This is a genomic window from Bacillus cereus group sp. N12 (assembly GCF_016483575.1).
Taxonomy (GTDB): Bacteria; Bacillota; Bacilli; order Bacillales; family Bacillaceae_G; genus Bacillus_A; species Bacillus_A toyonensis.
This window is the reverse complement of sequence record NZ_JAEHBO010000142.1, coordinates 1-7,465: the sequence shown is the minus strand read 5'-3', so window position 1 is coordinate 7,465 and position 7,465 is coordinate 1. Positions and strand designations below refer to the sequence as shown.

The following is a 7,465-nucleotide window of genomic DNA, read 5'->3' as shown; positions in this document are numbered from 1 at the left end:
TTACAATATAGTGTATTTCGAGTTCCTACATTATATGGTCCGTGGCAACCATCCTTTATGATGTATCATCAGCTCATTTTATCAGAACTGGATGAGAAAGAGTGCCGTTGTACGAGTGAGGAAAAAGGAAGCGATTTACTTTACATTGAAGATGTATGCGAATACTTATGGGGAAATGGAACGAACGGAGAGCATCTCGGTATATACAATTTACTTAGTGGTAAACGGTCGTTATGGGAAAAAGGGATGAATCTTTTACGTGCAGATGATAAAGTGAATAAAAATAATAAGGAAGAAAGAGATGAAGCGGCCGAGGATATTCCGATAAAAAGAAATACCCCGTTAGAATACGGTTTAAATAAACAATTGGCACATATGAAAAAATATAAAGAGTTATACGAAGGATAGTGCACGTGTTACACTATTGTATGGATTATGAATTGAAAGTTTTAATGGAGAGGAAGAGTATAATATGAACGAAAAAAGCATGCAATTTTTACAAATCGCAATGAAGCATTTACCAGAAGCAAAGGCAATTTTAGATTCGAATGGAATTGAGCTTGATATGGAGAAGGCACAACCAGTGTTAGAGTTATTAATGAAAGTTATGAATGAAGCATATGAGCTTGGGAAAGCAGACAAAGAATAAAACCCTTCTTTTTGAGGGGAGAGGGGCTCGAACCGTGAGTAGAAGCGGTTCGGGTCTTTTTATATTTCGAGCGAAGTAAGGGGAAGAATAGGGGAAGGTATGTTTTCGTTGTTTTTACTGAAAAATAAAGAGAATAAAACGCTAGCTTTCTATTTTAGCTGAAATATATTCTAGACAAAAGTAAATTTATGTTTTAAAATTAGTACCAAGTCATAATAATTGATATAAAACGGAGGGCTGCGATGTGAACGTGGGCATTTTAGGGATCGGAAGATATGTGCCAGAAAAAGTAGTCACAAATCACGATTTAGAGAAAGTAATGGATACATCCGATGAATGGATTCGTACGAGAACGGGAATTGCAGAAAGACGCATTGCCGATGAGACAATAGATACTTCATATATGGCCGTAGAGGCTTCTAAAAAAGCACTTGAAGATGCAGGGATTAGCGGAGAGGATATCGATCTTATTTTAGTGGCAACAGTAACGCCAGATCGTGCTTTTCCAGCAGTAGCTTGTGTGATTCAAGAGGCAATTGGAGCGAAACACGCAGCGGCAATGGATTTAAGTGCAGCGTGTGCTGGTTTTATGTACGGAATGATTACAGCACAGCAATTTATTCAAACTGGAACTTATAAAAATGTATTAGTAGTTGGTAGTGATAAACTATCTAAAATTGTAGACTGGAATGATCGAAACACAGCAGTACTATTTGGAGACGGAGCTGGTGCTATCGTAATGGGAGCTGTTTCAGAAGGAAGAGGCGTTTTATCTTTCGAATTAGGAGCAGACGGAAGTGGCGGCAAGCATCTTTATCAAGACGAGTATGTTATGATGAATGGCAGAGAAGTCTTTAAATTTGCTGTTCGTCAACTTGGAGATTCTTGTCTGCGTGTGTTAGATAAAGCTGGTCTTACGAAAGAGGATGTGGATTTCTTAGTACCACATCAAGCGAATATTCGTATTATGGAATCTGCGAGAGAGAGATTAAATTTACCACAAGAAAAAATGAGTATGACAATTGAAAAGTTCGGTAATACATCAGCTTCTTCCATTCCAATTGCAATGGTAGAGGAATTGCAAAATGGACGTATTCAAGACGGTGATTTAATTATACTTGTTGGTTTCGGCGGTGGATTAACATGGGGAGCAGTAGCTCTTCGTTGGGGTAAATAAGGATTGAGAGAAAAAAGGAGTGTATTTTGTATGGAAAAAAAGAGGGTCGTAATTACAGGACTAGGAGCTGTTACACCGATCGGAACAGATGTTGAAACAGCTTGGGAAAACATAAAAAAGGGTGTATCTGGAATCGGGCGACTTACAAGAATTGATCCGGAACTATTTCCAGCAAAAGTAGCAGCAGAAATTAACGACTTTGAAGTCGAGAAATATATTGATAAAAAAGAAGCGCGCCGTATGGATCGCTTTACACAATATGCAGTAGCAGCAGCGAAAATGGCAGTTGCGGATGCAAAGCTTGAAATTACAGAAGAAAACGGACCTCGAATTGGTGTATGGATTGGTTCTGGTATTGGTGGTATGGAAACATACGAAGAACAATTTAAGATTTTTACTGAGAAGGGTCCACGCCGCGTGAGTCCATTCTTCGTACCGATGATGATTCCAGACATGGCAGCAGGTCAAGTATCTATTGCGACTGGAGCGAAAGGAATTAACACTTGTTCTGTAACGGCTTGTGCATCTGGTGCAAACTCAATTGGTGATGCATTTAAAGCAATTCAGCGCGGTGATGCGGATGCAATGATTACAGGTGGAGCAGAAGCACCGTTAACAAGTATGGCATTCGCAGGATTTAGTTCAGCGAAAGCATTAACATTTAATGAAGATCCAGCAACTGCTTGCCGCCCATTTGATAAAAATCGTAGCGGTTTCGTAATGGGTGAAGGTTCAGGGATTCTAATTCTTGAAGAATTAGAGCATGCATTAGCACGTGGTGCTCACATTTATGCGGAAATCGCTGGTTATGGCGCAACTGGAGATGCATTCCATATTACAATGCCTGCTCCTGGCGGTGAAGGCGGAGTGCGTGCAATGCGTCAAGCTTTAGCGGATGCAGGTCTAGAGCCAGAAGATATCGATTACATTAATGCACATGGTACAAGTACCGATGCAAATGAAAAATACGAAACGATGGCAATTAAAGAAACTTTCGGTGAGCATGCATATAAAGTAGCCATTAGCTCAACGAAATCTATGACAGGTCACTTACTAGGTGCAGCTGGTGCTGTTGAAGCGATCTTCTCTATTAAATCAATTACGGACGGAGTAATTCCTCCAACAATTAACTATGAAACACCAGATCCAGAATGTGACTTAGATTACGTACCGAATAAAGCGAGACAGCAAGAAGTAAAAGCTGTATTAAGTAACTCACTAGGGTTCGGCGGTCATAACGCAGTATTAGTATTTAAATCGTATAAATAATAGATGAAATAAGGTGTTTTTTCGTAATAAACTACGAAAAAACACCTTATTTATTTTTACGCCTTTTTCTTCTTTTGCATATACATAAGAAAAAGGGGGGATAAAGATGGGGGTTGTTGAAACAGCCGAGTGGTTACATCTATATTATGGACGGCCAGAAAAGCTTTGTGAGAAATTTACGAAGTATATTCCACTGCCAAAAGAAAGGTTGTATCGCTTTTTAATTTCTAAAGGTATGTATCGCCCAGTAATGCGAGGAGAACGTGAAATTAAAGAATTAGAGAAAAAAGAAATTTGGAAAGAGTTACGTATGGAGTATGATAAATTGAAAAATTGGTTAAAAGGTCCGGATGTCCCTATCTTTATTTTATTATCAGATTCGTATAATCGAACTGTACAAGAAGAGTATAACGGAAAAGCTGGATTATCTATGCGTCACGTTATTTTCTTATTCGTATGTGGACGGAATTCGGTGGAAGAATTAAAAGTGTTATTGGCACATGAATATCACCACATATGCAGGTTACATCAAATTGAGACGAAAGAAACAGAGTATACGTTACTTGATACGATGATTATGGAAGGGTTAGCTGAGCAAGCAGTAACGGAAAGATATACAGAAAAAAATAATGCACCGTGGACGAAATATCTTTCAAAAGAAGAGGCGATTTATTATTGGCAAAACGTTGTTCAAGAAAGAATAAGTATAAAACGAGGAACGAGGGAGCATGACGTATTATTAAACGGACTTCATTCTTATCCGAAAATGCTTGGTTATGCGCTTGGATTTCACATTGTAAAAGATTGTGTAGCGTTTGAAGGGGAAGATACACTGTCTTTATTACCTATAGATGCGAAAGAAATATTGAGTAAAGCAAATACATTTCGTATTCCATGAAAAACAGGAGGTCTATCTCCTGTTTTTTTAGATATTATAGAAGGAAAAATAATAATTAGAATATATTTCCTTAAGTGGAATAAAGTTAAGCGAAAATGAACATAATGATTGGTACAAACAGTAGTGAAGTGAGGGATAGAGAATGTTATATCTACATGATGTATGGGTAAATTGGTTTGAAGGTGAAGAAAATGGGTATAACGTTTGTCATTTTTACGAATGGCGGAAAGATGATACGATTGAACTATTAGATCAAGTGCCATTATTAAAAGTAGATGCCACATTATATCATTACATCGAGAACGAATTGTTAGAGCTTCCGCAAAAGTTGTTGGAAGACGTACATCATAAGGCTTATATTCGTAAAAATCATGAACGTTTGCAGCAAGAGTATTGCTTTGTTGTTACAGATGGAAAAGGAATTATTGCGATTGATACAATTGGTTACAATGTACCAATTAGAAAAAGTAGACTTATACCTCGCCAAGAGCAGATGGTATATGAGATGGTGGAAAACGTACAAGCAGAAAAGTATGAGTTCCAAGTAGAGGAAACAGAAAAGGAACATCATATTTTATCACCATCGCCTTTCATTATGAATGGCTTAACTCGTAAAGAGAGACAGCTAAAACAATTATTATTTATGGCGTTAGATCAATTACATACAACGAAAAACACAGCGGAAATTCGCTATTGGTACACAGAATGGGATCCGTCAGCATATGGAACGGTCCAAGATATGGAATTTGAAGATATTTGGGCAAGACTATATGATGAAGCGAAATCAGGCTGGTCTGAGAAGCACGAACAATTATGCGAGCGCCTTGTAAAAGGACAGCCGTTTTTTGAAAAGTTATGGGAAATGGAAAATGAGCAAAAGGTAAATTAAAAAACCGCCAATTGGCGGTTTTTTAATTTGATGAAATCCAGCTTCAGCGGCAAGAATATTCGGTGGCTTCGCGCCTTCCTGCGAGGCAAAAAGCGCCTCTACGTCAGGAGCTCCATCCCCCTCACATTCTAAACGAGCCGCCTCCGCTTTATATGAAATCCAGCTTCAGCGGCAAGAATATTCGGTGGCTTCGCGCCTTCCTGCGAGACAAAAAGCGCCTCTACGTCAGGAGCTCCATCCCCCTCACATTCTAAACGAGCCGCCTCCGCTTTATATATTATCTACGCTTTCTGCTTAGTCCCATTGCGTTTTCTACTTTGCGTAGTTGTTTGAATGCAACGCGGTTTGCTTTTTCGGCACCTTTGTCTAGAATTTTGTCTAGTTCTGGGGAGCTGATTAGTTCGTTATATTTGTCTTGGATTGGGCGAATTGCTTCTACGACTACTTGTGCTAAGTCACCTTTGAAGTCGCCGTATCCTTTTCCTTCGTACATTGCTTCTATTTCTTCAACTGTTTTTCCTGAGAATGAAGAGTAAATTGTTAATAGGTTAGAGATTCCAGGTTTATTTTCTTTATCGAATTTCACGATACCTTCTGAATCTGTTACAGCACTTTTAATTTTCTTTTCAATTGTTTTTGGTTCATCAAGCATACTGATCATTGATTTTGGATTCGGATCAGATTTACTCATTTTTTTCGTAGGTTCTGTTAATGACATAACGCGAGCTCCTACTTTTGGAATACGAATTTCAGGAACTATGAACACTTCACGGAAGCGTTTGTTGAAACGCTCTGCTAGATCACGTGTTAATTCCATATGTTGTTTTTGGTCATCACCAACAGGTACGATTTCTGTGTTATAAAGTAAAATATCAGCAGCCATTAATGGTGGATACGTAAGTAATCCAGCTGGAACTGAATCTCTACCTGAAGCTTTATCTTTATATTGTGTCATACGCTCTAATTCTCCAACGTAAGCAACAGATTGCATGATCCATCCTAGTTGAGCGTGTGCAGGTACTTCTGATTGTACAAATAAAGTAGCTTTTTCAGGATCGATGCCGCATGCTACATAAAGTGCAGCAAGACTACGAATGTTTTTGCGAAGTTGTATAGGATCTTGAGGTACTGTAATGGCATGTTGGTTTACAATACAGAAATAGCAATCGTGTTCGTTTTGAAGCTCTGTAAATTGCTTCATAGCCCCTAAATAGTTTCCAAGTGTAATCGTTCCGCTTGGCTGAATACCAGAAAAGATAACTGACATAATTATTTCCTCCTAAATTTGAATGCGTGATAGGGAAGAGAAGGCAAACAAAAAAGCCCATTCATCCCAAAAAACTATAGGGACGAATGGACCGCGGTACCACCCTAATTATTTCACTACTGTGAAATCTCTCTAATCCATAGTAACGTCTGGATATAACGCCAAGGCCTACTACTTTCGGTTCGGTTTGGTGCTCAAAAGCCCATTCCACATTGTACAATTACTTGTTCACACCAGCCACAAGCTCTCTGAAATTGTTTCAATATGTACTCTTCTTTATCATCGCATACATATAAATTTATTTATTGTTAACTGAGCTCTTTTAATATGAAAGAACTAAAGTTTTATAACAAAATGTTTTGCTGATAATTATATCATATGGGATAGTGTTTGCAAACTACATCAAAATAGTAAAGCTAATGAGAGTCGAGAACGCTCCGAGTATGATACCTGTAATACAAATAGGATATGTCCATTTGAATGAATATGTTTTATAAATACGTTCTTTCTTATTCACCGGTTCCTCGGATTCTTCAATTAACGAGTCTATTTTTTTGTTCGTGCCAAATACTCTCTGGAAAGCGTAAAGAGTTACATTGAAAAATCCATTTTGAAATATGAATAAAAAACCACCTATCAGAATAAAAAATAGCGCGATATAAAACGAAATGTTGACAAAGTTCAACAAAAATTGAGATGAAATGAGGAATGCACCAATACTAGAAGCAATCATCGCTATAAAAATTAGTATACAAGTATGAAAAAAAACTTTATTCAAAATATTCCCCTCCGTCAAAATATTACTAGAATTATTATACTATAAAAGCTATAATAAGTACTAGAAATAATTTTTTGAAAATTATACGCAATTAAAGGTCTGATTTTAAGATGATGGTAGCAATGTTAACGTATCCCTTTACGAAAAATTAAAAATATAAACATTTTATTAAAAATTTTAACAAAAAAACAAAAAACTATATTCACAATCGTCGTATTATATGTATAATGAAAATTGTAGAAACTTGGAGATTATTCTTTCAATTCTACTTTTTAACAAGTGAGGGTACAGGAAGTGCAATTAGGGGAGGCAACACAACATGAAGAAAAAGATACCGTTATTACTTGCATCAACTTTAACTGCAAGTATGTTGCTTGGCGCGTGTAGCTACCAAAAAGATGACGCAAAAGCAAAAGGGAAAGAGAACGCTACGAGTAGTAGTAACGGAAAACAGATTCTTAATTTAACAGAGTTATCTGAAATTCCGTCAATGGATGCATCATTAGCATCTGACTCTTCATCTTCTACAGCATTAAAT

General features: G+C 37.4%; 7 protein-coding genes, 2 pseudogenes and 1 other annotated feature. Of the genes and pseudogenes, 7 read left to right on the top strand and 2 right to left on the bottom strand.

All coding sequences use genetic code 11. The annotated features are described in order from the left end of the window. From JDS92_RS29170 to JDS92_RS29145, 6 genes and pseudogenes are all read left to right on the top strand, one after another. Nucleotides 1–408: pseudogene (locus tag JDS92_RS29170) on the top strand (NAD(P)-dependent oxidoreductase); the annotation flags it as partial. A gap of 64 nt (nt 409–472) precedes the next feature. Further along, nucleotides 473–649, top strand: a complete 177-nt coding sequence (locus JDS92_RS29165) for a ComZ family protein (RefSeq protein WP_001003338.1) — start codon at nt 473–475, stop codon at nt 647–649. Nucleotides 650–893: 244 nt separating this feature from the next. After that, the gene (fabH, locus tag JDS92_RS29160) at nt 894–1,826 is read left to right on the top strand and encodes a beta-ketoacyl-ACP synthase III (protein WP_001100553.1); all 933 of its coding nucleotides are present in this window, start codon (nt 894–896) and stop codon (nt 1,824–1,826) included. A gap of 30 nt (nt 1,827–1,856) precedes the next feature. Continuing rightward, nucleotides 1,857–3,095, top strand: coding sequence for a beta-ketoacyl-ACP synthase II (gene fabF, locus JDS92_RS29155; protein ID WP_000412641.1), 1,239 nt, complete (start codon nt 1,857–1,859; stop codon nt 3,093–3,095). Between the two features lie 106 nt (nt 3,096–3,201). Then, complete coding sequence (locus tag JDS92_RS29150) at nt 3,202–3,993, top strand: DUF2268 domain-containing putative Zn-dependent protease (protein WP_000539318.1); 792 nt, start codon at nt 3,202–3,204, stop codon at nt 3,991–3,993. 142 nt (nt 3,994–4,135) lie between these two features. Further along, complete coding sequence (locus JDS92_RS29145) at nt 4,136–4,882, top strand: YjbA family protein (RefSeq protein ID WP_098911382.1); 747 nt, start codon at nt 4,136–4,138, stop codon at nt 4,880–4,882. A gap of 277 nt (nt 4,883–5,159) precedes the next feature. Here the strand turns inward: JDS92_RS29145 and trpS are convergent, their stop codons facing one another. After that, nucleotides 5,160–6,149, bottom strand: a complete 990-nt coding sequence (gene trpS / locus JDS92_RS29140; RefSeq protein ID WP_199632981.1) for a tryptophan--tRNA ligase — start codon at nt 6,147–6,149, stop codon at nt 5,160–5,162. 75 nt (nt 6,150–6,224) lie between these two features. Then, nucleotides 6,225–6,441: a binding site (T-box leader), on the bottom strand. A gap of 105 nt (nt 6,442–6,546) precedes the next feature. Continuing rightward, nucleotides 6,547–6,927 carry a DUF3899 domain-containing protein gene (locus JDS92_RS29135; protein ID WP_001045000.1) on the bottom strand — a complete coding sequence of 127 codons (381 nt, stop codon included), beginning with the start codon at nt 6,925–6,927 and terminating at the stop codon, nt 6,547–6,549. 319 nt (nt 6,928–7,246) lie between these two features. Between JDS92_RS29135 and JDS92_RS29130 the strand changes: the two are divergent. After that, nucleotides 7,247–7,465 (top strand): annotated as a pseudogene (locus JDS92_RS29130) (peptide ABC transporter substrate-binding protein); the annotation flags it as partial.

What these genes read in the sequence shown, in the direction of transcription:
- JDS92_RS29165 (WP_001003338.1), top strand. Translation starts at nt 473, where the DNA reads ATGAACGAAAAAAGCATGCAATTTTTACAAATCGCAATGAAGCATTTA.
- fabF (WP_000412641.1), top strand. Translation starts at nt 1,857, where the DNA reads ATGGAAAAAAAGAGGGTCGTAATTACAGGACTAGGAGCTGTTACACCG.
- JDS92_RS29150 (WP_000539318.1), top strand. Translation starts at nt 3,202, where the DNA reads ATGGGGGTTGTTGAAACAGCCGAGTGGTTACATCTATATTATGGACGG.
- JDS92_RS29145 (WP_098911382.1), top strand. Translation starts at nt 4,136, where the DNA reads ATGTTATATCTACATGATGTATGGGTAAATTGGTTTGAAGGTGAAGAA.
- trpS (WP_199632981.1), bottom strand. Translation starts at nt 6,149, where the DNA reads ATGTCAGTTATCTTTTCTGGTATTCAGCCAAGCGGAACGATTACACTT.